The sequence below is a fragment of the Paracoccus gahaiensis genome, from assembly GCF_005048225.1.
GTDB classification, from domain to species: Bacteria; Pseudomonadota; Alphaproteobacteria; order Rhodobacterales; family Rhodobacteraceae; genus Paracoccus; species Paracoccus gahaiensis.
Genome location: NZ_SUNI01000005.1, coordinates 57,117 through 83,020, shown reverse-complemented (window position 1 = coordinate 83,020; position 25,904 = coordinate 57,117). Strand labels below are relative to the sequence as shown.

Sequence of the window (25,904 nt, the reverse complement as noted above, 5' to 3'; positions counted from 1 at the left end):
GACCGTGTTGAAACGCCAGATGTGGTCAGGATTGCCCGCCCAGAAGCTGGCATAGCCGATCCAGTTGATCCAGATCTCGATAGGTGACCGTGAGATGCCCGCCCTCGGTCCCGACATGGGTGATGTCGACCTTCATCTTCAGGTGGGCGGACAGATCAGCCTCCAACGCCCGGGTGTCTGCATCCTTGTCATGGGCCCGTGCGGAGGATTTGCGCGCAGGCTTGGTCCCGGACTGGTCAAGATTCCGAACCATCTCTTCCGTGTCCCGGACTGAAAGGCCCTTCTCGACGATCTTCTGGGCGAGCTGAGGGGCATTTTGTGCCGTGATCAGGGCCCGCGCATGACCGGCACTTAGCTTTCCCGTCTTGACCATGTCCTGCACCGAGTCGGGCAGCGACAGGAGGCGCAGAAGATTGGCAATATGGCTGCGGCTTTTGTTGAGCGCCTCGGCGAGGCGTTCCTGCGTATGCCCGAAACGCTCCATCAACTGGCGGAAGGATGCGGCTTCTTCGATCGCGTTCAGGTCGGCGCGCTGGATGTTCTCGATGATCGCGACCTCCAGAACCTCCGTATCCGACATCTCGCGGATGATGACCGGAATGTCATGCAATTGCGCCATCTGCGCCGCGCGCCAGCGGCGTTCCCCGGCAACGATCTGGTACAGCCCCTTGTCCTGAGGGTGAGGGCGCACGATGAGCGGCTGCAAAACCCCGCGCTGCTTGAGGGACGCTGCCAGTTCCTGCAAAGCCTCGGGATCGAAGCTCCGTCGCGGCTGATCGGGATTTGCGGTGATCTGTTCGATCGGAACCAGGGTCCGATCACGAGTCGCCGCCGCAGGGCCTGCGGGACCGCCATCCAGATCCATATCCGCCATGAGCGCCGACAGGCCCCGCCCAAGGCCGCGTTTGGCAAGCTTGTTGTCCGACATCAGGCAATCTCCGGCTGAAGTTTCAGGCGTGCGGTGAACTCGGTCGCGAACTGACGATAGGCAACGCTGCCCTTCGAGCTGGGGTCATAGATCAGCACGGGCTGGGCATGCGACGGGGCCTCTGATACGCGGACATTGCGGGGAATGACCGTGGGATAGACCAGATCGCCCAAGGTCTCGCGTGCATCGGCCTCGACCTGCTGAGACAGGTTGTTCCGGTAATCCGACATGGTCAGAAGAATGCCATTGATGCGCAGGCGGGGATTTGCGCCCTGCCGGACCTGCTTGACGGTGGCCAGAAGCTGCGACAGGCCCTCAAGTGCATAGAACTCTGCCTGCAAGGGAACGAGCACGCTTGAAGCCGCGACCATCGCGTTGACGGTGAGAAGGCCCAAAGCAGGCGGGCAGTCGATCAGGATGATGGTCCCTGCTGGGGCCGAGGCGAGCTGCCGCTCCAGGAGGCGGGTTCGGTCCATGACGTGTGACAGCTGCACATCCGCGGAGGCGAGGTCAGACGTGGACGGGACCAAACGCAGGTTGTGAATGTCGGTCGCGACCGATGCCGTCTCCAGATCAACGTCGCCTGTCAGAAGGTCGTAGATCGTATGCTGACGTTGATCTGCCGAAATTCCCAGCCCCGTCGAAGCGTTGCCCTGAGGATCCAGATCCACGAGAATCGTGGCATGTCCCGCCTGCGCCAAGGCTGCCCCCAGATTGACCGCCGTGGTCGTCTTGCCGACACCGCCCTTCTGATTGGCGATTGCCACGATGTGCTGTTCAGGCATGAGAGACTCCGGTCACTTTCAGAATTGCGGCTTCCGGATCTGTTCTACTCGGAACGGCCTCGAGATCAAATTGCCAATCGTCCTTCGTCCACGCAGATTCCTCGCGCCACGTTCGACCTTTCATCAAATATGCCGTTCCTGTCGGTTTCAGATGCATGTGGACCATCTCGAGCAGCTGCGGAAGAGGCGCGAGGGCGCGGGCGGAAATGTGGTCAGCTTTTTGGGGCGGAATCGACATGATACGATCAGAAATGACCAACACGTTTGGCAGGGACAACTTTCGAACGACGTTTCGCAAGAAGGCAGATTTTCGACGGTCGCTCTCGACCAAGATGATCGAGAGCGGGCGGTCGGCGGTCATGATCGCAACCACGATGCCTGGCAATCCGCCGCCGCTGCCAAGATCAAGCCAGGTTCCCCCTGAAGGACGAGCAATGTCGACAAGCTGGAGGCTATCGTCCAAATGGCGGGATTGGAAATCCGGCAAAGTCGATGCCGCAACAAGATTGATCTTGGGGTTCCACTTTTCGACCAAGCCCCGGTACATATCCAGGCGTAGCAATGTTTCACGTGAAACAGCCGTCATGCCATTTTCCGCTGCCCGAACCGGACGGATGCAATCAATAACGTCAGCGCCGCTGGCGTCATCCCCTCAATCTTTGCGGCCTCCGCCAGGTTCTTTGGCCGCCGCTCGTCCAATTTCCGGGATAGCTCCCCTGAAAGGCCACCAAGGGAGAGAAAGTCCATATCCTGCGGTAACAGGAGGTTCTCGTGCTGCTTGAGGGCAGCCACATCCCGATCCTGACGGTCCGTATACTGATCATACAATGCATCGTTCCTCAACTGCGCCAACGTGTCGTCCGAGATCGATGTCAGAAGAGGGATCTTGCTTTGCACCTCTATATCATCCATCTCCTGCAGCCCGAGGAGGGCAAACACAGACCGCGCTTTCCCGTCCTTTCGCACCTGGATGCCAAGGCGGTTGAGTTCGGATGGTGTCATCAACGTCATTTCAGCCTTTGCACGCGCTTCGACATAGGCCAACTGCCGCTTCTCGAAAGCATCGCGCCGCGCATCACCCACACACCCAAGGGTAATCCCGAATGGCGTCAATCGTTGGTCGGCGTTATCCGCGCGAAGGGTCAGCCGGAATTCCGCCCGGGAGGTGAACATGCGATAGGGCTCGGAAACACCATGTGTGACCAAGTCATCGATCATGACACCGATATAGCTTTCACTCCGGCTGAAAAATGTCGGCGCCTTGCCAGCGGCCCCGATCGCGGCATTGATACCGGCAACCAGTCCTTGAGCCGCCGCTTCCTCATAGCCGGTCGTCCCATTGATCTGCCCCGCCAGAAACAAGCCCGGCACAGACCTCACGGCGAGTGAGTTGTCCAGACATGTCGGGTCGACGTAATCGTATTCGACGGCATACCCTGGCTGGAGAATCCGAACTTGTTCCAGCCCTCGAATAGAACGGACATACTCATCCTGAACGTCTTCCGGCAGCGATGTTGATATGCCGTTCGGATAGACGGACGTCTCGTCGACCCCTTCAGGCTCAAGGAAGATCTGGTGAGACGTCTTGTCCGCAAATCGGACAATTTTGTCTTCGATCGAGGGGCAATACCGCGGGCCGCGACCTGCAATATGGCCTCCATACATGGCAGATCTGGCCAGATTATCTCTGATGATTTGATGCGTCACTTCATTGGTATGCGTGATCCCGCAGGAGATCTGCGGCATCTCCGGACCGGTGCTTAGGTAGGAAAACAGGGACGGATCAGCGTCGCCCGGCTGCATTTCCAGCGCCGCCCAATCGATCGTCGCACCATCCAAACGGGGGGGCGTTCCTGTCTTCAGGCGACCAAGCGGCAAGGAAAGCCGATGCAAAGCGTCCGCGAGGCCGGTCGATGCGCCATCACCCCATCTGCCCGCAGACCGAGATACGTCTCCGATATGGATGGTGGCGTTCAAGAATGTTCCCGTCGTCAGGATCGTTGCGGCACAGTTGATCTCTTGGCCTTCATCAAGACGAATACCCTGTACCCGGCCATTCACCTGCAGAAGGTCCGTAACTGTCCCGAATACGATATCGACGCCCCGATAGGTCCGCATGGCGTCCCAAGATGCCTCCCGGTACCGCCGCCGGTCCATCTGCGCTCTTGGCCCGCGGACCGCAGGACCCTTTCGGCGGTTCAATAACCGAAACTGAATGCCTGCCCGATCTGCAAGCCGCGACATGACACCGTCCAGCGCGTCGATTTCCCGGACAAGGTGCCCCTTTCCCAGCCCGCCGATCGCAGGGTTGCAGGACAAGGCGCCGATATCGGACTGACGCATCGTCACCAGAATGACCGACGATCCCATCCGAGCGGCGGCTGCAGCAGCCTCGACACCGGCATGTCCACCCCCGATGACAGCAACATCATAATGTTTCACGTGGAACATTCCTCATTTACCGATGCAGAAAGATGAAAAGATCGCATCGAGATAGTCATCTGCCCCGATCGAACCCACCAGCCGATCCAGACAGGATGCCGCAATGCGGAGCGATTCTGCAACCAACTCGACGGGCAGATCCTCCAAGCCTTCAAGCGCGCGGACCGCCTCGACCAACTCTGTCCGCTGGCGATCATGGCTGACAATCCCCGCGCCCGCAATGCGCGTCGAGAGTTCGTCCGCAAGGCGTGCCAAGAGATCGTCTATGCCCAAGCCTGTACGTGTCGACACCGAAAGACCGCCATATCCCGGATCTTGGTCCGCGCGACCTCGCACGATCACATCTCCCGGTGCCCAAAGATCGGACACGGGCTCGGCCGTATCCGAAAGGTGGATTCTCAAGTCAGCGCCTTGTGCCCGGATCCGCGCGCGCTCGATCCCGACGCTTTCGATACCATCTTCTGCGTTCCGCAGGCCCGCCGTGTCCAGGAATGTGACGGCGATCCCCTTCAGATCGAAACGAAGCTCGATGACATCGCGCGTTGTCCCTGCAGTCTCCGAGACGATCGCCATCTCCCGTCGAGCCAAGCGGTTGAGAAGGCTCGATTTACCTGCATTGGGGGGACCGATGATCGCCACCTCGAACCCCTCCCGGATCCGTTCTGCCGCCTGAAATCCATCAAGTTCGGCCTGGATGCGGCCCCGCAGGTCCGCCACGGCCTCGAAGACCCGCGCAGGGATCTCCTCGGGGACATCCTCATCCGCGAAATCGACGCTGACTTCGACCAAGGCCCCTGCCTCGATCAGCAAGGCCCGCCACGCATCGGCCCGCTTGGCGACCTCCCCCGAAAGGGCCTGCAGAGCCAGTTTCCGCTGTGCCTCGGTCTCCGCGGCCAACAGATCACCCAGACCCTCGATCTCAGCCAGGTCCATCCGACCGTTGAGAAAGGCACGACGCGTGAATTCCCCGGCTTCGGCAGGGCGCGCGCCCATGTCAGCCAAGGCCCGCCCGACGCGACGCGCAATGACCGGAGCCCCGTGCAGGTGCAGCTCGGCCACTTCCTCGCCCGTGAAACTCGATCCCTGCGCGAACCATGTCACCAGAACCTGATCAATCGGCTCGCCATCATGTTTGAGGTCGCGAAAATACGCGTATCGCGGCTGATCCAGCGGTCCGACCAGACGCTCAGCCGTCGCTCGGGCGCCCTCCCCGCTCAGGCGGATGACGGAAACGCCCCCCCGACCAGGCGGGGTGGCTTCTGCAAAGATCAGATCCATCGCTGCCCCGTCTAGGCGTTCATCGAGTCAAAGAACTCGGCATTGCTCTTGGTCTGCTTCAGCTTCGAGATCAAGAACTCGACCGCGTCGGTCGTTCCCATCGGATTGAGGATGCGACGCAGCAGGTAGGTCTTCTGCAGGTCCTTGGCGTCGACCAGCAGTTCCTCTTTCCGGGTGCCCGACTTCAGGATGTCCATCGCCGGGAAGACGCGCTTGTCGGCCACCTTGCGGTCCAGCACGATCTCGCTGTTGCCGGTGCCCTTGAATTCCTCGAAGATCACCTCGTCCATCCGCGAGCCGGTATCGATCAGCGCGGTCGCGATGATGGTCAGGCTGCCGCCCTCTTCGATGTTGCGCGCGGCGCCGAAGAACCGCTTGGGACGCTGCAGGGCATTCGCATCGACACCACCGGTCAGCACCTTGCCCGAACTGGGCACAACAGTGTTGAACGCCCTACCAAGTCTTGTGATCGAATCAAGCAGGATCACAACATCTCGCTTGTGTTCGACGAGGCGCTTGGCCTTCTCGATCACCATCTCCGACACGGCGACGTGGCGGCTGGCGGGCTCGTCAAAGGTCGAGGAGACGACCTCGCCACGCACGCTGCGCTGCATGTCGGTGACTTCCTCGGGCCGCTCGTCGATCAGCAGGACGATCAGATAGCATTCCGGATGATTGCGCTCGATCGAATGGGCAATGTTCTGAAGCAGCACCGTCTTGCCGGTCCGCGGCGGGGCCACGATCAATGACCGCTGGCCCTTGCCGATCGGCGCGACCAGGTCGATGATCCGCGCGCTGCGGTCCTTCAGGGTTGGATCCTCGATCTCCATGGACAGCCGTTCATCGGGATAGAGCGGCGTCAGGTTGTCGAAGGCGACCTTGTGGCGCGCCTTTTCGGGATCCTCGAAATTGATCTTCTCGGCCTTGGTCAGTGCGAAATAGCGCTCGTTCTCGCCCGGGGCGCGGATGACGCCCTCGACCGAATCGCCGGTGCGCAGCGAATGCTGCCGGATCATGTCGGGGCTGACATAGATGTCATCGGGTCCCGGCAGATAGTTCGCCTCGGTCGACCGCAGAAAGCCGAAACCGTCCTGCACGACCTCAAGCACGCCCTCGCCTCCGATTTCCCAGCCTTCCTCGGCATGCTCCTTGAGGATCGAGAACATCATCTCGCCCTTGCGCATGGTCGAGGCGTTCTCGATCTCCCATTCCTCGGCCATCGACAGCAGGTCGGCGGGGCTTTTGGCTTTCAGATCAAGCAGATTGAGGCGTTCTTCGGTCATCTTGGCAAATACTTTCGGCCGCGCGACGGATCGGACGGGGAAGACGGTGTGTTTCGGGAATCCCGTACCGGACGGCCGGGGTTGCGGCGCACATAAGCCGCCACCCCCGGCGAGTCAATCTTTTCGATCAGAACTTGACGATGACCGCGGTCACGATGGCGATCATCAGCAGCGTCGGAACCTCGTTCATCATCCGGTAGCTGCGCCCCGCCCGGGCCTGCCCGCCCTCCAGAGACCGCCGCTCTCGGGCGCACCAGACGTGAAACACGGTCATCGCGATCACCGAGGCCGCCTTGACCCAGGGCCAGATCATCGACCAGTCGACGATCCCCGGGGTCAGGACCAGGCTCAGCCCGCTGATCCATGTGGCGATCATCGCCGGGCGCATGATGACCCGCAGCAGCTTGTCTTCCATGATGACGAAACTGGCTGTCGGCTCGGGGCCGTTCGGGCCGCGTTCGGCATGATAGACGAACAGGCGCGGCAGATAGAACAGCCCCGCCATCCACGAGATCACCGCCATGACGTGGAATGCCTTCGCATAGGGATAGATCAGGGCCAGCCAGTCGAACATCGCGCAACCTCGTCTCTTGCCTCCCCTTAAAGAGAAAGAAGAGAGAAAGGAATGTTGTTGTAGTAGGGGCTGTGGACAGAAGGATCTGGACTCTGCCCACCGTGATTTCCTCAGAATCAGGGCTTGTGGACAACCCCGTGGGCAAAGTGGCACGATGCCTGATAATCGTTTGTAAACAAAATGATCGAATGTGGATAAGGTTGAGGATAATGCCGGCGCCCTTAATCTGTCCACAGATCGGGCCAAAGCGCCGCCCGGGTTGTCCACCTGTGGAGAAGCCCAGCCCGTTCCGGATCCGTTCCGGGTGAAACTCAGCGCCCGCGAGGGCTTGACGCCTGTTGTCTCCAGGCGCCGCACCGATTCCCCCCGCCTTCTGTCCACAGGCGCGCAGGCCACCTCCGCCCCCGCCGGCCGAGGCGGATCAACAAGACCTTTCGCCTCGCCTCATCTCGCCCTAGTCTGCAGGTTCAATCCGGTCAGCGATGAATGAACCCATGCAAGACGCCGTCCCCGCCAGCCAGATCCGCCACGCGCCCCTTGTGGGGGTCATCGGCATGCCGGTGACGCAGTCGCGCTCGCCCCGGCTGCATGGGCACTGGCTGGCGCGCTATGGCCTGCCCGGGCATTACGTGCCGCTTCCGGTCATGCCCGAGCATCTGGCCGAGGTGCTGCGCATCCTGCCCCGCGCCGGCTTCGTCGGTGCGAACGTCACCATCCCCCACAAGGAGGCCGTGCTGACGCTGGCCGACACGGTGACCGACCGCGCCGCGCTGATCGGTGCGGCCAACACGCTGATCTTCCGCCCCGACGGCAAGATCCATGCCGACAACACCGATGGCTACGGTTTCATCGCCAACCTGCGCCAGCATGCGCCCGACTGGCAGCCCGACCGGGGCCCGGCGGCGCTGATCGGGGCCGGGGGTGCGGCGCGGGCCGTGGTGGCCTCGCTTCTGGACAGCGGTGTCCGGGAACTGCGCATCGCCAACCGCACGCGGCTGCGGGCCGAGCAGATCCGGGCCGAGTTCGGTGCCCGGCTGGTCGTCTATGATTGGGCGCAGGTCGGCCACATGCTGGAGGGGGCGACCACGGTCGTCAACGCGACCTCTCTGGGGATGGAGGGCAAGCAGCCCCTGCGCGTGCCGCTGGACGCGCTGCTGCCCGGCGCGGTGGTGACGGATCTGGTCTATACGCCCCTGATGACCCCCTTCCTGGCCGAGGCGCATGCGCGGGGCTGTCAGGTGGTCGACGGTCTGGGCATGCTGCTGCACCAGGCTGCCCCGGGGTTCGAGCGCTGGTTCGGCCAGCGCCCCGAGGTCGATGACGAGGCGCGGCGGATCGCCCTGGGATGACCTACCGCCTTGGCCTGACGGGCAGCATCGGCATGGGCAAATCCACCACGGCAGGCCTGTTCCGCGACCTGGGCCATCCGGTCTGGGACGCCGACGCGGTCGTCCATGACCTCTACGCCCCCGGCGGTGCGGCGGTGGGACCGGTTTCGGCGGCCTTTCCGGGCGCGCTGCGCGACGGCGGGATCGACCGCGCGGCGCTCAAGGACGCGCTGGCCGCCGATCCGGGGGCGCTGGCGCGGCTCGAGGCACTGGTGCATCCGCTGGTCGCCCGAGACCGGCAGGCCTTCGTGACGCGCCACGCCGACCGCCCGCTGGTCCTGCTGGACATCCCGCTGCTGTTCGAAAGCGCCGCGCCCCCCGATCTGGACGGGGTGGCTGTGGTCTCCACCGATGCCGACACGCAGGCGGCCCGTGTGCTGGCGCGTCCCGGCATGACACCCGAGACGCTGCGGATGATCCTTGCGCGGCAGATGCCCGATGTGGAAAAACGCCGGCGGGCCGACTGGATCATTCCGACCGACACGCCCGAGGCGGCCCGCGCCGCCGTCGCCCGCATCGTGAGAGAGGTCACCGCCCATGCGTGAGATCGTTCTGGACACCGAAACCACCGGCTTCGACGCCGAGGGCGCCGACCGCATCGTCGAGATCGGCGCGCTGGAGCTGCTGAACCACCTGCCCACCGGCCGCACCTTCCACGTCTACATCAATCCCGAACGCGCGATGCCGAAGGAGGCGTTCGACGTCCACGGCCTGGGCGACGACTTCCTGCGGGACAAGCCGAAATTCTCCGCCGTCGCGCAGGATTTCCTCGACTTCGTCGGGTCCGAGGCCAAGCTGGTCATCCACAATGCCAGCTTCGACATGAAATTCCTCAATGCCGAGCTGAAGCGCGCGGGCCATCCGGTCCTGCCCTGGTCGCGGGCGCTGGACACGGTCGGCATGGCACGGACCAAGTTTCCCGGCTCTCCGGCCTCGCTGGACGCGCTCTGCCGCCGCTTCGGCATCGACAATTCGGGTCGCGAGCTGCACGGAGCGCTTCTGGACAGCGAGTTGCTGGCCGAGGTCTATCTGGAGCTGATCGGCGGCCGGCAGCCCGACCTGGTGCTGGACAGGCCCGCCGCGGACGACGCCCCGCGCGATTCCGATGGCCGGATCCAGCCCCGCGCGCCGCGCCCGCGCGCCCTGCCGCCTCGGGTGACCGAGGCCGAGGCCAGGGCGCACGCCGATTTCGTGGCCGCCCTGGGCGATCAGGCCATCTGGGCGCGTTTTGCCGCACCCTGAGGCTGTCCTTGCGCGCAGGCCCCCCCGGGCTCATGCTGGACCAAAGCGATGTGGGGAATGATGCTGAACTGGCTGCGTGACATAGGGTCGTTCTGGGGCGCCATCTTCGAGCGGATGGACAAGACCCACATGACCCTGATCGCCGCCGGCGTGGCCTTCTATGCCATGTTCGCGGTCTTTCCCGGCCTGGCCGCCATCATCGCGCTATGGAGCCTGTGGTTCGATCCGCTGGTGGTGCTGACCTATCTGGACGTGGCGCACGAGTTCCTGCCCGGCGGCGCGGCCGAGATCGTCGACGACCAGGTCGCCACCCTGACCGACAACGGCCAGACCTCGGTCGGCTGGACCTCGTTCGTGTCCTTCCTGATCGCGACCATCGCCGCGCGGGCCGGGGTCGATGCGCTGATCCGGGGGCTGAACGCGGCCTATGGGGTCCGCGCGCATTCGACGATCTTCGGCTTTCTGCTGGCCTATCTGCTGACGCTGGTGATCGTGGGCATCTCGCTGGCGGGGTTGGCGACCATCGTGGTGGTGCCGGTAGTCCTGAACCTGATGGTCTTTGCACCGGTCCGCTCCAGCCTGCTGACGGTCCTGCCTTGGGCGGGAATGTTCCTGCTGGTGATCCTGACCATCGGCGTCCTCTACCGCTACGGTCCCAACGTGAAGACGCCGCGCACGCGGATCTTCACCTGGGGGGCGCTGTTCGCTGCCGTGCTGTGGTCGGCGGGGTCGATGGCGTTCTCGGCCTATCTGGGCAGCTTCAACAGCTACAACCGCATCTACGGCTCGATCGGGACGGTGGTGGCGCTGCTGATGTGGTTCTATCTGGCGGGGTTCTCTGTCCTTCTGGGCGCGCTGATCAATGTCGAGCTGGCCCGCCGCCGCCGCCTGAGGGCCGCCCGCGAGGCGCGCCGCGGCTTCGACGAACTGCTGGCCGAGAAGTCGAAATGACAAGGGCGCCCCGAGGGGCGCCCTGTTCCGTCCGGGTGGCGGGTGGCCTCAGGCCTCCAGCCCCTCGGTCGACGCGAAGAACATCGCCTGGCTGACGGCCGAGCGGACCTGCTCCTCGCTATAGGGCTTCGAGATCAGGAAGGCCGGCTCGGGCCGGTCGCCGGTCAGCAGCCGCTCGGGGAAGGCGGTGATGAAGATCACCGGGATGTCGCCCATGCTGGCCAGCAGCTCGTTCACCGCATCCACGCCCGAAGATCCGTCGGCCAGCTGGATGTCGGCCAGGATCAGGTCGGGGCGGTGCTTGCCCGCCAACTCGATCGCGGCGGTATGGGTGCGGGCGACGCCCGTGACCTCGTGGCCCATGGCCTGCACGATGCCCTTGAGGTCCATCGCGATGATCATCTCGTCCTCGATGACCATGACGCGGCCGCGCAGGGTGCTGCTCATCTCGTTCAGGGCGATCTGGACCAGCTCCTCGGCCTCGGCGGGCTCGATCTGCATGACGCGGGCGATCTGGTCGCTGCGCAGTTCCTCGATCGTGCGCAGCAGCAGGGCCTCGCGCGAGTTCGGGGTCAGGCCACGCAGATGGTCCTGGGCGCGGCGTTCGCGCGCGCTGATATCGGCCTCTTCGACGGGCTGGCCCGAGCTTTGCCAGATCGCATGAAAGGTCTTGAACAGCGCGATGCGCAGGTCATCCTCGCCGTCCAGCACGCTGCGGTCGGTCAGGATCGCCTCCAGCGTGGCGGCCGCATAATTGTCACCGGCGCTTTGGCTGCCGGTCAGGGCGCGCGCGTAGCGGCGCAGGAACGGAAGCTCGCGCCCGATGGATTGGGCCAGATCGGCAGCAGTCATCTACACAGTCCTCTTATTTCGCGTCTTGCAAGGAACCATCGGAACCTCCTATCGGTTGCATAGCGTGCGCACAAGTTTGTCGGGACTAACAATAATATGACAGCCAAACGAGACGACCGTCGGAGAGCGGCAGTGGAAAAGCAGATCGACGAGAACCTCAAGCGGGTCTACGAGCAGGACGCCACCGACCAGATTCCGGATCGGTTTCTTGATCTGCTGAAAAAGCTGAAGGATCAGGAATGACGGTGTCCCCGACAGCACCCCTCATTCTGCCTCAGCCTGCCGGTAAGATAGTCTCATGACCCAACCCTCGACGGCCCATCCCCGTGACCAGTTGGTCGATCATCTGCCCGCCCTGCGGGCCTTCGCGCTGTCCTTGACCCGCGAAGGGGCGGCGGCGGACGATCTGGTGCAGGACACCATCGTCAAGGCCTGGACGAACATGGACAAGTTCCAGGCCGGTACGAACCTGCGCGCCTGGCTGTTCACCATCCTGCGCAACACCTTCTATTCGTCGCGCCGCAAGACCAAGCGCGAGGTCAGCGACAGCGACGGCATCCATGCCGCGCGGCAGGCCACCCGGCCCGACCATGACGGCCGTCTGGCCCTGCGCGACTTCCGCACCGCGTTCCAGAAGCTGCCCGACGAACAGCGCGAGGCGCTGATCCTGGTCGGCGCCTCGGGCTTTTCCTACGAGGAAGCCGCCGACATGACGGGTGTCGCCGTCGGCACGGTCAAGTCGCGCGCCAATCGCGGGCGGCGCAAGCTGGCCGAACTGTTGCATCTGGAACAGGGCGAGGAACTCAACATGACCGATCAGGCGACCCTCGCCGTGATGGCCCAGAACAACTCGCACTCGCGCTGAGTCGGGGCGGTGCTGCGGCGGCTCACCGAACGGATGGACTTCACGCGGCGCCTCGGGTTTCGGCTCGGGGCGCTTCTGTCCGTGGCGATCCTGCCCATCGGCCTGATCTCTCTGGTCCAGAACCTGCACCTGTCGCGCGAGGCCGAGCGCAGTGCCGAGACGGCGCTGCTGGGACGCACCGCCTCGGCGGCCTCCGGCGAAAGGGCCCTGCTGCAAAGCGCGCTCGGATCGGCGGATGCCTTGGGGCCGGCCATTCTGGAGACCTTGGACCGTCCCGGCATCTGTTCGGACCTCTTGCGCAATTTCGTGCAGCGCAGCGGCACCTATCGTCATGCGGCCTTCATTCCGATCGACGGCCTGGTGGCCTGCCAGTCCGCCGAACCGGGGGCGCCGACGCTGGATCTGTCCGGACACGAGCTGGTCACCGAGCTGATGGCCATGCCCATGACCACGGTGACCTCGCTGCCGCGCGGTCCGGCCAGCGGTCAGCCGGTGGTGGTCGTGCTGCAGCCCCTGTATCGCGACCGCGAATTCTTGGGCCTGACGGCGCTGTCGCTGACGCAGGAGCTGCTGCGATCGACCCATGCGATGGATTTCGGCACCGAGGGCGCGCGGATCCTGACCTTCAACCAGTCCGGTCGCATCCTGATCGCCGATGACGGGCAAGAGGGCGATCCCACCGGCCTTCTGCCCCGCGACGTGACGCTGGCCAGTCTGGCCGGAGCCAAGGACACGACCTTCCGCGACATTGCCAATAACGGGGAAATGCGGGTCTTCACCGTTGTTCCGGTCGTACCGAACCTCGTCTATGCCCTGGGCAGCTGGAGTCCCCGCAGCTCCGGGATCGGTCTTTTCCAGCTGTCACGCTTCGGGGCGGTGATGCTGCCCGCCGCGCTGTGGGTGGTGTCGCTGGCGGTGGCCTATTTCGCGGTCTTCCGGCTGGTCCTGCGCCATATCACCGTCCTGCGCGGCCAGATGCGGCGCTTTGCCATCGGCAACCGTGACACCGCCCCCCCGGTGCTGGAGGATGCGCCGACCGAGATCACCGATGTCAGCCAGACCTTTCACAACATGGCCCGCATCCTGATCCGCGACGAAGAGGCGATGGAAAAGGCCGTCGCCGAAAAGACCGTCCTGCTGAAGGAGGTTCATCACCGGGTGAAGAACAACCTGCAACTGATCGCCTCGATCATCAACATGCAGAGCCGGCTCATCGACGACCCCGATGCCAAGCGGGTGCTGCGCTCGGTCCAGGACCGGGTGGCGGCGCTGGCCACGATCTATCGCAACCTCTATCAGGCCGAACAGCTGGACGCGGTGAATGCCGACCGGCTGATCACCGACATCATCGCGCAGCTGAGCACGGCCACCCGCGTGTCGGGCCGCGACCTGCGGATCCATTCGGACATCCAGCCGCTGACCATGCTGCCCGATCAGGCGGTGCCGCTGACCCTGCTGACCACCGAAGCCTTCACCAATGCCGTCAAATATGCGGGCAGGCCGGCGCAGGGTGGCCCGCCTTGGGTGCGCGTCTCGCTGACCTCGCCCAGCCCCGGGCAGGGCCTGCTGGAGGTGTCGAATTCCACCGGTCCCGGCGGCGCCGCCGGCAGCACCGGGCTGGGCAGCCAGCTGATCGAGGCCTTCTCGATGCAGCTCGAGGGCGACATCAGCGCTTCTGAAGAGGACGGCGCCTATCGCCTGTCGCTGGCCTTCACGCTGTCGCAGGGAAACCTCGGTCCGGCCGGTAGCCCCCGGCAGGTGGTGCTGACCTCGGCGGCCCGGGCGGGATCGCGACATTAGCGCCGCGACGCCGCTCAAATCGGCGTGCAGCGCGCTTGCGCTAAGGCTGTGCTGAGCTATCTTCTGCAAATGGAACGCGAACCGACCTATGACCTGAAAACCGGACGGGGGCTGATGGCCTGCCCGCGCTGCGACGCCCTGCATGTCGAGGAAGACCTGGATCTGGGCGAGACGGCGCGTTGCATCCGCTGCGGCACGGTCCTGGCCAAGCCCCGCGACGGGGCCTTCGCGCAGCTGATCGCGCTGGCCTTCACCTCGGTCGTGCTGCTGGTGGGGGCGGTGTTCTTCCCGTTCCTCGAGGTCTCGACCATGGGCTTCGGCAATGCCAGCTCGCTCTTCGACGTGGCGCTGGCCTTTGCCGAGGGGGTGCTGCTGCCCCTGGTGCTGGCGGTGCTGGCGATGATCATCGGCCTGCCGATCCTGCGGTCCGTCCTGCTGCTTTACACGCTGGTGCCGCTGGCGCAGGGGCGCCCGCCCCGCCGCCATGCCGCCCGCGCCTATCGCTGGTCGGAAATCCTGCGCCCCTGGTCCATGGCCGAGATCTTCGTGATCGGCACGGCGGTGGCGCTGGTCAAGGTTGCGGGCCTGGCGACGGTCCATCTGGGCCCGGCCTTCTGGGCCTTCTGCGCGCTGATCTTCGTCAATCTCGCCAGCCGGGCCTTCATGTGCCAGACCTCGATCTGGGACGCGATCGAGGATGCCGGGCTGCAGACCGAATTCGGCCCCCGCGCGACCCCCGCGCCCCCATCCCAACCCCTGCCCCGTCCCGAGGACGCATGAGCGCGCCCACCGGACAGCCCGCCGCGCCGATCCTGACCGCGCATCGCGCCGGTCTGGCCGGCTGCGCGCGCTGCGGGCGGGTCTGGCCCTCGGATCAGGTCAAGTGCCGGCGCTGCGGCGCGCATCTGGTCCCGCCCGACCGGCGCGGGCTGCAGGCGGTCTGGGCGTGGTGGCTGGCCGGGCTGATCTGCTATATCCCCGCCAATGTCTTTCCGATGATGAGCACGCAGACCTTCGCGGGCCTTGCAGGAAATTCCGAGGCGACGATCCTGGGCGGCGTGGCCGAGCTGATCCATTACGGCAGCTATGACATCGCGATCATCGTCTTCGTGGCCTCGATCATCGTGCCGATGGGCAAGTTCATCGCCATCGCCTGGCTGGCGACGGTGGCCGGGCGGCCCGCGACGGTCGATCAGGCGCACACCCGGCTGAAGACCTACGAGGTGGTGGAATTCATCGGGCGCTGGTCGATGATCGACGTCTTCGTGGTGGCGATCCTGTCGGCGCTGGTGCAGCTGGGATTCGTGGCCTCGATCCATCCCGGCCCGGCAGCGGTCTCGTTCGCGCTCTCCGTTGCCTTCACGATGCTTTCCGCACAAAGCTTTGACGCAAGATTGATCTGGCGGGGCCTGCCTTTGCGCAGCAAGACCGACTGATCGGTCCCGACACATGACGACCAAGGACAGCGACTGATGAGTGAGACCCCCCCGCCCCTGCAACCGGCCAGTCCGGTCCGGAAGACTGCGGCCAAGGCGGCGCAGGCCGGGATCAATGTCGTCTGGATCGTGCCCATCGTGGCGCTGATCGTGACGCTCGGCATCGCTTGGAACGCCTTCCGCGACCGGGGCAGCGTGGTCGAGATCGAATTCGCCGATGCCACCGGCATCACGCCGGGCGACACCACGCTGCGCTTTCGCGAGATCACCGTGGGCCAGGTCGAGGGCGTCAAGTTCACTGAGGATCTGTCCCGCGTCGTCGTCTCGGTCCGCGTGGATACCGAGATCGCGCAATATATCGACGATCAGGCCGCCTTCTGGATCGTGCGCCCGCAGGTCAGCGCGCAGGGGGTGACGCGTCTGGACACCGTCCTCAGCGGCGCCTTCATCGAAGGCTATTGGGATTCCGACATCTCGGCCCCTGCCGACCGCTTCGTCGGTCTGGTCCGCCCACCGCTGATCCGCGAGGATCAGCCGGGCAGCTGGGTGACCCTGTCGATGGACAGCGCCGATGGCCTGTCCGAGGGCGCGCCGGTGCTGTTCCGGGGGGTCGAGGTCGGGCGGCTGGAGAACATCCGGCTGGACGAGGGCAGCGACCGCGTGCTGGCCGACGCCTTCGTGAACGCCCCCCATAACGAACGCCTGACCAGCGCCAGCGTCTTCTGGGACACCTCGGGCTTTTCCGTGTCGCTTGGCGCGCAGGGCGTGGCGCTGAACGTGAACTCGCTGTCCTCGCTGCTGCAGGGTGGCGTCGCCTTCGAGACCTTCGTCAGCGGCGGCGATCCCATCGCGCCGGGGCAGGAATTCGCCGTCCAGTCCGACGAGGGCGCGGCCCGCGCCTCGCGCTTCGAGGTCGACGACAGCTCGTTGCTGCGGGTCGGCATGTTGATCGACGACAGCCTGGAAGGGCTGGAGCAGGGGGCCGACGTGCAGTTCCAGGGCCTTCGGGTCGGGCGCGTCGTCGATCTGGCCGTCAGCCTGACCGAGGGTCCCGACGGCGCGCCCCAGCCCCGGCAGCTGGTCACGATGATCATCTCGCCGCGCCGCATGGGCCTGCCCGATGGCGCGACCGCCGAGGATGCACTGGCGCTTCTGACCGAAGAGGTCGCGGGCGGGCTGCGCGGTCGCGTGGCCAGCGCCGGATTCCTCGGCACCACCCTGATGGTCGAGCTGGTGCAGATCCCCGATGCTGCCGAGGCGGCTCTGGACACGGCGGCGGACCCGAACCCGCTGATCCCCTCGGTCCCGGGCGATTTGGACGATTTCACCGCCAGCGCTCAGGGGCTGGTGAACCGCATCGGCAACCTGCCCATCGAGGAGGTGCTGACCTCGGCCCGCGACATGCTGGACAGCGTGACCGTGCTGGCCAGCGCGCAGGACACCCGCGCGATTCCGGGCGCCGTGCTGCAGGCCATCGAGGATGGCAGCCTGGCTTTGGCCGATATCAGCGCGATCACCGGCGATCTGCGGGACGCCGACAGCGGCCAGACCCTGGCACGGATGCTGGACGAGGCGTCCGCCGCCTTCACCGCCGTCAGCGAGGCCGCCGTGGGCGTGCCCGAGATGGTCGACCAGATCGACATCGCCGCCGCCTCGGTCGAGGAATTCGGCTTTGCCGAGATCAGCCTGCAGGCCGAGGGAATCCTGGCCGATCTGCGCGCCATGCTGGGCAGCGAGGATGCCGAAGAGCTGCCGCGCAACCTGTCCAACACGCTGGAGGCCGCCACGGGCCTGCTGACCGACCTGCGCGACGGCGGGGCGGTGGGCAGCCTGAACAACGCCCTGACCTCGGCCAGGGGGGCGGCGGACCAGATCGCGGCCTCGGTCCAGCAGCTGCCGCAGCTGATCGGCAGCCTGCAGCAGACCGCCGCACGCGCCGAGACGCTGTTCGCCAGCTATGGCGACCGCTCGGCCTTCAACAGCGAACTGATCGGCGCGCTGCGCGAGCTGCGCCGTGCCACTCAATCCATCGGCTCGGTCGCCCGGCTGATCGAACGCAATCCCCGCGCCTTCATTCTGGGACGATAGTCATGATCAAATCTTCTTTTCCCGTTCTTGCTTTGCTGGGATCGGCCCTGCTGGCCGCCTGTTCCAACCCCGAGGATACGGGCCGCTTCCTGATCGACCCGCCCACCGCCGGGGTGCAGGTCCCGAACCGCCTCGGCACCGCCGAGCTGAAGGACGTGTCCCTGCCCGAATATGCGGGCGATCAGGAGGTGGCCTACCAGTCTCCCGATGGCGCGGTGCGGTCGAACCCGGACAACCTGTGGGCCGACAGCCCCTCGCGCGCCTTCACCACCACGCTGGCCCGTGCCATCGGCGAGGTGTCCGGCGCCACCGTGATCGGAGAGCCCTGGCCCCTGGCCCAGCCCCCCGCGCGCCGGCTGGAGGTGCGGGTCGAACGGGCGCTGGCCCAGGCCGACAACAGCTATCGGCTGTCGGGGCGCTACTTCGTGTCGGATGACGGGCTGACCGGCGGCGGCACCAACCATGCGCGCAGCTTCGACATCCGGGTGCCGATGGCGGCGCAGGGGCCGGGCGAGACGGCGGTGGCGCTTAGCCAGGCGATCTCGATCCTGGCGCAGCAGATCGCGACCCTGTCGGGGCCGGGCGCCACGATCGCGACCACGCAACCCGCCACCGACGAATTCGGCCTGCCGCCACTGTTCTGATCCGGAAGGGTCGGGGCCTCAGGCCAGCGCGGCCAGCAGCTGCCCGTGCAGCCGGTCGCCCGCGACGATCAGCCCGTCCACCTGCGCGCGCGGGCTGTTGAAGCGCATCGGCTGGCCGCGCCGGTCGCTGACCGCGGCCCCCGCGCGTTCCGCGATCAGGCTGCCCGCCGCGATGTCCCATTCCCAGGCCGCGCGCAGCGACAGGGCGGCGTCGAACCGCCCCTCGGCCGCCAGGCACAGCCGCCAGGCCAGCGAGGACCGGAACTCGCGCCGGAAGGGCGGCAGCGCGCCGCGCCAGTTCGCGGCCTCGGTCACGGCACGATAGGTCAGCACGGTGGCGCCGTTGATATCGGCCCCGGTCGGCGCGATGGGGGCGCCGTTCAGCAGCGCCGGGCCCTCCGCGACGGCGGTATAGGTCAGGTCCAGCACCGGCAGATGGACGACGGCGGCGATGATGCGGTCGCCCTCGGCCACGGCCAGCGAATGGGAGAACCCCTCCTGCCCGTCGATGAAGGCGCGGGTGCCGTCGATGGGATCGATGATGAAGCAGCGTCGCGCATCCAGCCGCGCCGGATCGGCCTCGCTTTCCTCGGACAGCCAGCCGTAATCGGCGCGCGCGCCCATCAGCCGGGCCTCCAGCGCGTCGTTGACGGCCAGATCGGCCTCGGTCACTGGCCCGGCATCGCCGCCCTTGTCCCAGGCCCGGGGATCGCGCCGCCAATAGCGCAGGGCGATCCGCCCGGCATCGCGGGCGGCCTCGGCCAGCAGGGTCAGGTCGTCCTCAAGCGCCGGCAACGGTCATGCCCCCGACCAGCAGGCTGGGCACCTCGTTCGCGCGCCAGGGCAGGGCATCGTCGGCGGCGACCAGCGTCATCAGCATCTCGCGCAGGTTGCCCGCGATGGTGCATTCGTTGACCGGCCAGGCGATCTGGCCGTTCTCGATCCAGAACCCGGCGGCGCCGCGTGAGTAATCCCCCGTGGTGCCGTTGATGGACGCGCCCAGCATCGAGGTCACGACCAGCCCGCGCCCCATCTGCGCGATCAGATCCTGCCGGCTGACGCGGCCCGGCGTCAGGATGACATTGCTGTGGCCCGGCGCCGGGGCCGAGGCCGTCCCGCGCACTGCTGCCGCCGTGCTGGCCATGCCCAGCTTGCGCCCGGTGGCCAGATCCAGTGTCCAGCCCTGCAGCACGCCATCCGCCACGATCTTGCGGACGCCCGTCTCCAGCCCTTCGGCATCGAAGGGGCGCGACGAGGGATAGCGCGGGCGCAGCGGGTCCTCGGTCAGGTCCATGCCGGGGGGCAGCACGGCCTCGCCCAGGTCGCGGCGCAGCCAGCTGGCCCCGCGCGCGACGGCGGCGCCGTTCACCGCCGACAGCAGATGCCCGATCAGCGAGGCCGACACGCGGCGGTCGAAGAGGATCGGGAAGGCCCCGGTCGGCGGCCTGCGGGCACCCGCGCGTTCCAGGGTGCGTTCGGCGGCCAGCGCTCCGATCTGTTCCGGGCTGGGCAGGTCGGCGGCATAGACGCGGGACTCGCTCGCATAGTCGCGCTCCATGCCCAGCCCCTCGCCGGTGATGGCCATGACCGCCAACGCATGGCCGGTCCGGGCATAGCCGCCCGAGAACCCGTTCGAGGCCGCCAGCCACATGCGGCGGTGGCTGTAGCTGGCCTGGGCGGCCTCGACCTGGGCAATGCCCTGGGCCGACAGGGCGGCGGCCTCGGCGCGCAGGGCCATGTCCTGAAGATGGGCGGGGTCGGGCTCGGCGCCCTCGTCGGCGATGTCCAGATGGCGGGCATCGCGGCGCGCGGTCAGCTGCCCCGGATCGGCCAGCCCCAGATCGTCGTCGACGGGCGCCTCGCGGGCCATGGCGACGGCGCGCGCGGCCATCTGCGCGATGGCCTCGTCGCCGTGATCGGACGAGGACACCGTCGCCTGCCGCCCGCCGGTCAGCACGCGCAGCCCGATCTCGATCCCTTCGGACCGCTCGGCCTGCTCCAGACCGCCGGCCCGCACGTCGATGCCGATGGCCCGGCCATCGACCGCCAGCGCATCCGCCTGATCCGCCCCGGCCTTGCGGGCGGCCTCGACCAGAGCCTCGGCCAGATGCTTGAGGCGGAACGGATCGGTCGGGTGGGCGGTCATGAAGGGCTCATCTGAATGGAGGTCTGAAAAAACGACGACCGGGGCAGGGGCCCCGGCCGCCGGATCGCGGTTTTACTGGATCTGCTGCCCGTTGGCGAAGATGGACCCGCCCTCGCGGAACTCGATCTCGGTCTGCAGCTGGTCGGGGTTGCCCTCGACCGGGCGGGCGAACATCGCCATCATCATGCGCGGGGCCATCAGCTGGTCCTGCGGGACGACGCCCATCGTGGCCAGGCTGTCCAGCAGCGTGTCGATGCCGCTGAACAGGCCGGTCACGGTGCCGACCGGCTGGCTGGGATCGTCACCGAAGGTCAGGTCGCCCGACATCTGCACGCTGGCCCCGATCGCGTCCAGCGACAGGTCGTTGATCGACAGGCTGCGCGGCTGATAGGGCATCACCGGCTCGCCATCCGGCCCGGTCTGGCTGCCATCGGCAAACTCGGGATCCATGAAGTTCTGGCTGAGGATCGTCTGCCCCTCGAGGTCGATGGTCAGGCTGGCGGGATCGCGAGGCAGGGCGGCCTCGGGGTCCAGCGCCTGCCAGATGGCGTCGTCCAAGGTCAGCCCCTCCAGCGCGTAGAGCAGCGAGAAGGACTGTTCCTCCTCCGAGGCCACGACGGGCATCGCCAGCCGGAAGCTGTTCAGCGCCGCCGCGTAAGAGATCGGGAAGGGCATCCCGGAGGAGGTCAACTGCGTGGTCATGTCGGTGCTGCTGCCCTCGTAGGTCAGCCCCTCGGCGCTCATCGAGACGGCCAGCGCGCCGCTGGCGGCCGCGAATTCGCCGCTGGCCGTGGCATCCTCGCCCTCGCCGCCGGTCGTGGCCGAGGTGAAGCTGCCCGCGATGGCGCCCATCGCAAAGCGGCCCGCCCCCGAAAAGCCCGCTTCCAGCGCGGCGGCGGGCTGGTTGCCAAAGTTCAGGTCGCCCGCCGGCGAGGTGCCCTCGCCCTCCAGCGTCAGGTCGCTGATCCGGAAGGTCGCATCGAAGCTGTCGGTGGCCGCCGTGTCGGTCGGAGCGGTGGCCTCGCCTTCGGCCTCGGGGGCGGCATCGTCGGATGGCATGTCTTCGGACGGCATGTCGGGGTCAGTGCCGGCGGCGGGGCCGGTGGCGCTGATCTGCATCTCCAGCATGTCGGCACTGCCCAGATAGGTCTGGGCGGCGCTGCCATCGGCGGCGGTGGCATTGGTCTGCGTGCCCTCGACATTGGTCAGGGTGGCGGTGACGGGCACCTCGTCGCTGTCGTCCAGCGTGCGGCCTTCCAGCACCAGGGTCGGCATGACGAAGCTGTGCTGCATCTCGTCGGCGCTGCCCGAGGACAGCGTCTGGTTGCCCGGCGCGTCCAGGGTCAGGGTGATGCCGACCTCTTCGCCCTCGGGAAGGGTGTCGCGCATCTGCAGCACCATCCGGCCCTCGACGACCGAGCGCACAGCGCCGTCGCCGGTGGCGGCAAGGTCGATCCGGGGGATGGTCAGGGTCATGTCCGAGGCGGTCTCGTCCTCGGCGGTCAGGACCACGTCGCTCAGCGACAGCTGGTCGCCCGAGCCCTCTTCCGAGCCGACCTGGACCTGATAGCCCATCTGTTCATAGCCGTCGCGCAGGTTCTGCCAGACCTCGTTGGGCGTGACATCGGCCAGCAGCGGGCCTGCGCCCAGAATCAGCGCAAGGGCCGAGGTTGCAAGGGGACGAGACATGAGGAAGACCTTTCGCAAACCCAGAGTCCGTGGCATTCCTGACACAGTGCCTTCGAAAGGGAAAGGGAACAAGTCGTGATCCGCAGCCACCACGATCAGGGCCTGTCCCTGCTGACGATCGACCGTCCCGACAAGGCCAATTCCCTGACCGCCGCCCTGCTGCGCGACCTTCATGCGGGCGTCGAGGAGGCCCGGCGCCGCGAGGCCCGGGCGCTGGTCCTGACCGGGACCGGGCGGGTCTTTTCCGCAGGCGCCGACCTGACCGAGGCGCAGACCGGCACCTTGGCCACCGCCCCCGAATGGGAGGCGCTGTCGGGCGCGCTGGCCAGCCTGCCCTGCCTGACCATCGCGGCGCTGAACGGCACGCTGGCGGGCGGCGCCTTCGGCATGGCGCTGGCCTGCGACATCCGGCTGGCGGTGCCCGGCGCGCGGTTCTTCTATCCGGTGATGCGCTTGGGCTTTCTGCCCCAGCCAAGCGATCCGGCCCGGCTGGTGCGGCTGGTCGGGTCCTCGCGCGCCCGGATGATCCTGATGGGCGGGGCGCGGATCGAGGCGGCCGAGGCGCTGGCCTGGGGTCTGGTCGACCGCATCCTGCCCGAGGCCGACCTGCAGGCCGCAGCCCTGGCGCTGGCCGCCGACGCGCTGGCCGCCACGCCCGCGCATGTCGCGGCGATCAAGGCGATGCACGGCCCGATCTGAGGGCCTTGGCCCCGCAGGCTCCGGGAACGAAGTTCCGGCCCCGCCGTTACCCGGCATCACCGCGTCCCTTCGGGCTGCGCGGGACGCCGACGCCGTTCTTATTTGCGCGCGCCCGGCTTGCGAACCGCCCGTTCCGCCCGCACCTGAAGGGCCAGAAGTTACAGGAGAATTCCGATGCGCAAGCTTGTCGTCGCCGCAGCCCTTGCCCTGACCACAGCCCTTCCCGCCGCCGCCGACACGATTCGCGTGGGCATGTCGGGGGGCTATTTCCCCTTCACCTTCACCCGCGCCGACCAATTGCAGGGCTTCGAGGTGGATTTCCTCAATGCCGTGGCCGAGGAAACAGGGGACGAGGTCGAATTCGTGACCATGTCCTTTTCCGGGCTGATAGGCTCGCTGGAATCGGGGCGGATCGACACGATCGCCAATCAGATCACCATCACCCCCGACCGCGAGGCCGCCTTCGTCTTCACCCAGCCCTATGTCTATGACGGCGCGCAGGTCGTGACCCGCGCGGGCAACGAGGACGAGGTGACCGGGCCGGACAGCCTGTCGGGCCGGACGGTGGCCGTGAACCTGGGGTCGAACTTCGAACAGCTGCTGCGCGACCTGCCCAATGCGGACGAGATCGAGATCCGCACCTATGAAAGCAATATCGAGCAGGACACCGCGCTTGGCCGCGTCGATGCCTTCGTCATGGACCGCGTGTCCTCGGCGCAGGTGATCGCGCAAAGCCCGCTGCCTTTGGCCCTGGCCGGGGCGCCCTTCGCCGAGATCCGAAACGCCCTGCCGTTCCGCAACGATGCCGAGGGGCAGGCCCTGCGCGACCGCGTGGACGCCGCCATCACCACGCTGAAGGAGGACGGCACCCTGGCCGAGATCTCGCAGCGCTGGCTGGAGGCCGACGTGACCCAGCCTGCGACCGAATAAATGCGGCCTCTGGACACCGCCTATATGTGGGACCTGATCCCGGTCATCGCGGGCTATGTGCCGCTGACGATGTTCATGGCGATCGTGGCGATGGTGGGCGCGCTGACCCTGGGGGCGGCGCTGGCCATCGTGCGGGTGCTGCGCATCCCGGTGCTGGACCGCTTCGTGGCGGTGTTCATCAGCTTCTTTCGCGCTACGCCGCTGCTGGTGCAGTTGTTCCTGTTCTATTTCGGCCTGCCGCAGGTGATGCCCGCGCTGACCGGGATCGACGGCGTGACGGCGGCGATCATCGGGCTGACGCTGCATTTCTCGGCCTATATGGCGGAAAGCATCCGGGGCGCGATCCTGGGCGTGGACCGCAGCCAGTGGGAGGCCGCGCAATCCGTGGGCATGACCCGGGGCCAGGTGCTGCGCCGCATCATTCTGCCGCAGGGCGCGCGCACGGCGGCGCCGACGCTGATGAACTATTTCATCGACATGATCAAAGGCACCTCGCTGGCCTTCACCCTGGGCGTGACCGAGATGATGGGCGCCGCCCAGAAGGAGGCCGCCGGCAGCTTCCTCTATCTGGAGGCATTCCTGGTGGTGGCGCTGTTCTACTGGGTCATCGTCGAGACGCTGTCGGTGGGCCAGCGGCGGCTTGAGATCAGTCTGGGAAAGGCGGTGGCACGATGAGCTGCGAGATCGAGATCACCGGCCTGGTCAAGCGTTTCGGCACGAATACCGTGCTGGACGGCATCGACCTGTGCCTGCAACCCGGCGAACGGGTGGCGATCATCGGCCCCTCGGGGACCGGCAAGTCGACGCTGCTGCGCTGCCTGAACTACCTGGATCGTCCCGAGGAGGGGGTGATCCGCGTGGGTGACCTAACCGTCGATGCGGCGCGCGCCAAGAATGCCGATGTGCTGGCCCTGCGGCGCCGGACGGGCTTCGTCTTCCAGAACTATGCGCTGTTCGCCAACAAGACGGCGCGCGCCAACATCACCGAAGGTCTGACGACTGTGCGCGGCTGGTCCAAGGACAAGGCGCAGGCGCGGGCTGACGACATCCTTACGCAGATCGGGCTGGCCGACCGGGGCGACAGCTATCCTGCCGCCCTATCCGGCGGTCAGCAGCAGCGGGTGGGAATCGGGCGGGCGATGGCGCTGGACGCCGATCTGCTGCTGTTCGACGAACCGACCAGTGCGCTGGACCCGGAATGGGTGGGCGAGGTGCTGGACCTGATCCGGCGCATCGCGGACGGGCGCCAGACGATGATGATCGTCACGCACGAGATGCAGTTCGCCCGCGAGATCGCGGATCGCGTGGTGTTCATGGAGGGGGGGCGGATCGTCGAGCAGGGGCCGCCCGAACAGCTGTTCGGGCGTGCGCAGGATGACCGAACGCGGGCCTTCCTGCGCCGGGTGGGCTGATCAGAGGCCTGCGACGGTGTAATAGGCCTCGGTCTGGCGATCGGCGGTGAAGCCGATTCCGCTGGCGATGATGCAGCTGGTGTCGTCGGCGCGCGGCGCGACAAGGGTCCAGGTGCCCAGCTGGTCCGATCCCCACAGCTCGGTGCCGCTGGTATCGGATTGCTCGACCTGAACCTCGTTGAAATCGGTGGTCAGGGTCGCGGCGATCTCCTGATCGCCGGCGCAGTATGGCTGGTCGTCGATGGCCATGTCGGACAAAGGCAGGTCCTGCACATCCTCCAGCAGGGCCGCGGGCGCGATCCCCTGCATGGCGCTCCAGACCTGAACGGGCTGGTCGGACCGGCTGGCGGAAAGGGCGGGCATGGCGCCAAGCAGCACGACGCTGCCGGCGAGGCCAAGGCGGACGATGCGATCTGCGCGGGTCATGGATGCAGCCTTTTCTTGCATGATACGCAGGAAAACGCAGGCTTTG

The 25,904-nt window shown here is 66.5% G+C and carries 27 protein-coding genes; 15 read left to right on the top strand and 12 right to left on the bottom strand.

Going from position 1 to position 25,904, the window contains the following annotated elements; genetic code table 11:
* Positions 1–25 precede the first annotated feature (25 nt).
* From FA743_RS08030 to FA743_RS08000, 7 genes are all read right to left on the bottom strand, one after another.
* Positions 26–928 (bottom strand): ParB/RepB/Spo0J family partition protein, encoded by a 903-nt coding sequence (locus FA743_RS08030; RefSeq protein WP_136885387.1) that lies wholly within the window; start codon positions 926–928, stop codon positions 26–28.
* Positions 928–1,713 (bottom strand): ParA family protein, encoded by a 786-nt coding sequence (locus FA743_RS08025; RefSeq protein WP_136885385.1) that lies wholly within the window; start codon positions 1,711–1,713, stop codon positions 928–930. The genes FA743_RS08030 and FA743_RS08025 overlap by 1 nt, the downstream gene beginning before the upstream one ends.
* Positions 1,706–2,299 carry a 16S rRNA (guanine(527)-N(7))-methyltransferase RsmG gene (rsmG, locus tag FA743_RS08020; protein ID WP_136885383.1) on the bottom strand — a complete coding sequence of 198 codons (594 nt, stop codon included), beginning with the start codon at positions 2,297–2,299 and terminating at the stop codon, positions 1,706–1,708. The genes FA743_RS08025 and rsmG overlap by 8 nt, the downstream gene beginning before the upstream one ends.
* The gene (gene mnmG, locus FA743_RS08015) at positions 2,296–4,155 is read right to left on the bottom strand and encodes a tRNA uridine-5-carboxymethylaminomethyl(34) synthesis enzyme MnmG (RefSeq protein WP_136885381.1); all 1,860 of its coding nucleotides are present in this window, start codon (positions 4,153–4,155) and stop codon (positions 2,296–2,298) included. Before mnmG ends, rsmG begins: the two co-directional genes overlap by 4 nt.
* 12 nt (positions 4,156–4,167) lie before the next feature.
* Positions 4,168–5,433, bottom strand: a complete 1,266-nt coding sequence (mnmE, locus tag FA743_RS08010) for a tRNA uridine-5-carboxymethylaminomethyl(34) synthesis GTPase MnmE (RefSeq protein WP_136885379.1) — start codon at positions 5,431–5,433, stop codon at positions 4,168–4,170.
* A gap of 11 nt (positions 5,434–5,444) precedes the next feature.
* The gene (gene rho, locus FA743_RS08005; RefSeq protein WP_136885377.1) at positions 5,445–6,716 is read right to left on the bottom strand and encodes a transcription termination factor Rho; all 1,272 of its coding nucleotides are present in this window, start codon (positions 6,714–6,716) and stop codon (positions 5,445–5,447) included.
* Positions 6,717–6,843: 127 nt separating this feature from the next.
* Complete coding sequence (locus FA743_RS08000) at positions 6,844–7,290, bottom strand: CopD family protein (protein ID WP_136885375.1); 447 nt, start codon at positions 7,288–7,290, stop codon at positions 6,844–6,846.
* Between the two features lie 494 nt (positions 7,291–7,784).
* Here FA743_RS08000 and FA743_RS07995 point away from each other — a divergent pair, with 494 nt between their 5' ends.
* From FA743_RS07995 to FA743_RS07980, 4 genes are read left to right on the top strand one after another with little or no spacing between them, the layout of a single operon-like run.
* Positions 7,785–8,639: a shikimate dehydrogenase gene (locus FA743_RS07995; RefSeq protein ID WP_136885373.1), complete on the top strand. Its 855-nt coding sequence runs from the start codon at positions 7,785–7,787 to the stop codon at positions 8,637–8,639.
* Entirely contained in the window at positions 8,636–9,223 is a 588-nt protein-coding gene (gene coaE, locus FA743_RS07990) for a dephospho-CoA kinase (RefSeq protein ID WP_136885371.1), read from the top strand. Before FA743_RS07995 ends, coaE begins: the two co-directional genes overlap by 4 nt.
* The gene (gene dnaQ, locus FA743_RS07985; protein WP_136885368.1) at positions 9,216–9,920 is read left to right on the top strand and encodes a DNA polymerase III subunit epsilon; all 705 of its coding nucleotides are present in this window, start codon (positions 9,216–9,218) and stop codon (positions 9,918–9,920) included. Before coaE ends, dnaQ begins: the two co-directional genes overlap by 8 nt.
* A 48-nt stretch (positions 9,921–9,968) precedes the next feature.
* Positions 9,969–10,871 (top strand): YihY/virulence factor BrkB family protein, encoded by a 903-nt coding sequence (locus FA743_RS07980; protein WP_136885367.1) that lies wholly within the window; start codon positions 9,969–9,971, stop codon positions 10,869–10,871.
* A gap of 48 nt (positions 10,872–10,919) precedes the next feature.
* Here FA743_RS07980 and FA743_RS07975 read toward each other — a convergent pair whose 3' ends face one another.
* Positions 10,920–11,723, bottom strand: a complete 804-nt coding sequence (locus tag FA743_RS07975) for a response regulator (protein ID WP_136885365.1) — start codon at positions 11,721–11,723, stop codon at positions 10,920–10,922.
* 132 nt (positions 11,724–11,855) lie between these two features.
* Between FA743_RS07975 and FA743_RS07970 the strand changes: the two genes are divergently transcribed.
* From FA743_RS07970 to FA743_RS07940, 7 genes are read left to right on the top strand one after another with little or no spacing between them, the layout of a single operon-like run.
* Entirely contained in the window at positions 11,856–11,966 is a 111-nt protein-coding gene (locus FA743_RS07970) for a NepR family anti-sigma factor (protein WP_228461377.1), read from the top strand.
* Between the two features lie 55 nt (positions 11,967–12,021).
* Positions 12,022–12,588 carry an RNA polymerase sigma factor gene (locus tag FA743_RS07965; protein ID WP_135314113.1) on the top strand — a complete coding sequence of 189 codons (567 nt, stop codon included), beginning with the start codon at positions 12,022–12,024 and terminating at the stop codon, positions 12,586–12,588.
* A 9-nt stretch (positions 12,589–12,597) separates the two neighbouring features.
* Entirely contained in the window at positions 12,598–14,388 is a 1,791-nt protein-coding gene (locus FA743_RS07960) for a sensor histidine kinase (protein WP_136885363.1), read from the top strand.
* Between the two features lie 48 nt (positions 14,389–14,436).
* A complete protein-coding gene (locus FA743_RS07955; protein WP_342774378.1) occupies positions 14,437–15,168 on the top strand; it encodes a paraquat-inducible protein A in 732 nt (243 codons plus the stop codon).
* Positions 15,165–15,824: a paraquat-inducible protein A gene (locus FA743_RS07950; RefSeq protein WP_136885359.1), complete on the top strand. Its 660-nt coding sequence runs from the start codon at positions 15,165–15,167 to the stop codon at positions 15,822–15,824. Before FA743_RS07955 ends, FA743_RS07950 begins: the two co-directional genes overlap by 4 nt.
* Positions 15,825–15,860: 36 nt before the next feature.
* Positions 15,861–17,912 (top strand): PqiB family protein, encoded by a 2,052-nt coding sequence (locus FA743_RS07945; protein ID WP_136885357.1) that lies wholly within the window; start codon positions 15,861–15,863, stop codon positions 17,910–17,912.
* 2 nt (positions 17,913–17,914) lie between these two features.
* The gene (locus FA743_RS07940) at positions 17,915–18,556 is read left to right on the top strand and encodes a PqiC family protein (protein ID WP_246054887.1); all 642 of its coding nucleotides are present in this window, start codon (positions 17,915–17,917) and stop codon (positions 18,554–18,556) included.
* A gap of 18 nt (positions 18,557–18,574) precedes the next feature.
* Here FA743_RS07940 and FA743_RS07935 read toward each other — a convergent pair whose 3' ends face one another.
* From FA743_RS07935 to FA743_RS07925, 3 genes are all read right to left on the bottom strand, one after another.
* Positions 18,575–19,351 carry a 3'(2'),5'-bisphosphate nucleotidase CysQ gene (locus tag FA743_RS07935; RefSeq protein WP_136885353.1) on the bottom strand — a complete coding sequence of 259 codons (777 nt, stop codon included), beginning with the start codon at positions 19,349–19,351 and terminating at the stop codon, positions 18,575–18,577.
* Entirely contained in the window at positions 19,338–20,702 is a 1,365-nt protein-coding gene (locus FA743_RS07930) for a TldD/PmbA family protein (protein ID WP_136885350.1), read from the bottom strand. Before FA743_RS07930 ends, FA743_RS07935 begins: the two co-directional genes overlap by 14 nt.
* Before the next feature lie 72 nt (positions 20,703–20,774).
* Entirely contained in the window at positions 20,775–22,391 is a 1,617-nt protein-coding gene (locus FA743_RS07925) for a DUF2125 domain-containing protein (protein ID WP_136885348.1), read from the bottom strand.
* A 75-nt stretch (positions 22,392–22,466) separates the two neighbouring features.
* Between FA743_RS07925 and FA743_RS07920 the strand changes: the two genes are divergently transcribed.
* The 4 genes from FA743_RS07920 (at position 22,467) to FA743_RS07905 (ending at position 25,432) form a co-directional block, all read left to right on the top strand.
* Positions 22,467–23,090: an enoyl-CoA hydratase/isomerase family protein gene (locus FA743_RS07920; protein ID WP_136885346.1), complete on the top strand. Its 624-nt coding sequence runs from the start codon at positions 22,467–22,469 to the stop codon at positions 23,088–23,090.
* Positions 23,091–23,264: 174 nt separating this feature from the next.
* Positions 23,265–24,020: an amino acid ABC transporter substrate-binding protein gene (locus tag FA743_RS07915; RefSeq protein ID WP_136885344.1), complete on the top strand. Its 756-nt coding sequence runs from the start codon at positions 23,265–23,267 to the stop codon at positions 24,018–24,020.
* A complete protein-coding gene (locus FA743_RS07910; protein WP_136885342.1) occupies positions 24,021–24,695 on the top strand; it encodes an amino acid ABC transporter permease in 675 nt (224 codons plus the stop codon).
* On the top strand, positions 24,692–25,432 hold the full coding sequence (locus tag FA743_RS07905; protein ID WP_136885340.1) for an amino acid ABC transporter ATP-binding protein: 741 nt from the start codon (positions 24,692–24,694) through the stop codon (positions 25,430–25,432). Before FA743_RS07910 ends, FA743_RS07905 begins: the two co-directional genes overlap by 4 nt.
* On the opposite strand, the gene FA743_RS07900 is transcribed toward FA743_RS07905, so the two are convergent.
* A complete protein-coding gene (locus tag FA743_RS07900) occupies positions 25,433–25,858 on the bottom strand; it encodes a hypothetical protein (RefSeq protein ID WP_136885338.1) in 426 nt (141 codons plus the stop codon). It abuts the gene before it with no gap.
* Positions 25,859–25,904: the final 46 nt, after the last annotated feature.

Coding starts and splice junctions, on each gene's coding strand:
- FA743_RS08030 (WP_136885387.1), bottom strand. CDS start 928: ATGTCGGACAACAAGCTTGCCAAACGCGGCCTTGGGCGGGGCCTGTCG.
- FA743_RS08025 (WP_136885385.1), bottom strand. CDS start 1,713: ATGCCTGAACAGCACATCGTGGCAATCGCCAATCAGAAGGGCGGTGTC.
- rsmG (WP_136885383.1), bottom strand. CDS start 2,299: ATGACGGCTGTTTCACGTGAAACATTGCTACGCCTGGATATGTACCGG.
- mnmE (WP_136885379.1), bottom strand. CDS start 5,433: ATGGATCTGATCTTTGCAGAAGCCACCCCGCCTGGTCGGGGGGGCGTT.
- rho (WP_136885377.1), bottom strand. CDS start 6,716: ATGACCGAAGAACGCCTCAATCTGCTTGATCTGAAAGCCAAAAGCCCC.
- FA743_RS08000 (WP_136885375.1), bottom strand. CDS start 7,290: ATGTTCGACTGGCTGGCCCTGATCTATCCCTATGCGAAGGCATTCCAC.
- FA743_RS07995 (WP_136885373.1), top strand. CDS start 7,785: ATGCAAGACGCCGTCCCCGCCAGCCAGATCCGCCACGCGCCCCTTGTG.
- coaE (WP_136885371.1), top strand. CDS start 8,636: ATGACCTACCGCCTTGGCCTGACGGGCAGCATCGGCATGGGCAAATCC.
- dnaQ (WP_136885368.1), top strand. CDS start 9,216: ATGCGTGAGATCGTTCTGGACACCGAAACCACCGGCTTCGACGCCGAG.
- FA743_RS07980 (WP_136885367.1), top strand. CDS start 9,969: ATGTGGGGAATGATGCTGAACTGGCTGCGTGACATAGGGTCGTTCTGG.
- FA743_RS07975 (WP_136885365.1), bottom strand. CDS start 11,723: ATGACTGCTGCCGATCTGGCCCAATCCATCGGGCGCGAGCTTCCGTTC.
- FA743_RS07965 (WP_135314113.1), top strand. CDS start 12,022: ATGACCCAACCCTCGACGGCCCATCCCCGTGACCAGTTGGTCGATCAT.
- FA743_RS07950 (WP_136885359.1), top strand. CDS start 15,165: ATGAGCGCGCCCACCGGACAGCCCGCCGCGCCGATCCTGACCGCGCAT.
- FA743_RS07945 (WP_136885357.1), top strand. CDS start 15,861: ATGAGTGAGACCCCCCCGCCCCTGCAACCGGCCAGTCCGGTCCGGAAG.
- FA743_RS07940 (WP_246054887.1), top strand. CDS start 17,915: ATGATCAAATCTTCTTTTCCCGTTCTTGCTTTGCTGGGATCGGCCCTG.
- FA743_RS07930 (WP_136885350.1), bottom strand. CDS start 20,702: ATGACCGCCCACCCGACCGATCCGTTCCGCCTCAAGCATCTGGCCGAG.
- FA743_RS07925 (WP_136885348.1), bottom strand. CDS start 22,391: ATGTCTCGTCCCCTTGCAACCTCGGCCCTTGCGCTGATTCTGGGCGCA.
- FA743_RS07915 (WP_136885344.1), top strand. CDS start 23,265: ATGCGCAAGCTTGTCGTCGCCGCAGCCCTTGCCCTGACCACAGCCCTT.
- FA743_RS07910 (WP_136885342.1), top strand. CDS start 24,021: ATGCGGCCTCTGGACACCGCCTATATGTGGGACCTGATCCCGGTCATC.
- FA743_RS07905 (WP_136885340.1), top strand. CDS start 24,692: ATGAGCTGCGAGATCGAGATCACCGGCCTGGTCAAGCGTTTCGGCACG.
- FA743_RS07900 (WP_136885338.1), bottom strand. CDS start 25,858: ATGACCCGCGCAGATCGCATCGTCCGCCTTGGCCTCGCCGGCAGCGTC.